Consider the following 272-nt stretch of genomic DNA (forward strand, 5'->3'; position numbering starts at 1 on the left):
CTTATTGCCATGGATAATGGCTTTCAGAGCTGCATGATGGCACCTACAGAAATTCTTGCCCAGCAGCATTATAATGGTATTAAAGATTTACTGGAGAAAACAGGGATCAATATTCGGCTTTTGACAGGTTCTACTAAGGCTGCAGAGAGGAGAATTATTCATGAGGAGCTTGAAAATGGTACGCTCTCCATTCTTGTAGGAACCCATGCTGTTTTAGAAGATAAAGTTAAGTTTAAGAATCTTGGCCTGGCTATCATAGACGAGCAGCATAG

The 272-nt window shown here is 40.8% G+C and carries 1 protein-coding gene; it reads left to right on the top strand.

Going from position 1 to position 272, the window contains the following annotated elements:
• The coding region (locus tag SB679_RS24265) for a DEAD/DEAH box helicase (RefSeq protein ID WP_410704808.1) at positions 1-272 on the top strand (272 nt) is incomplete at both ends.

Source organism: Chryseobacterium sp. SIMBA_029, from assembly GCF_046535275.1.
Classification (GTDB): Bacteria; Bacteroidota; Bacteroidia; order Flavobacteriales; family Weeksellaceae; genus Chryseobacterium.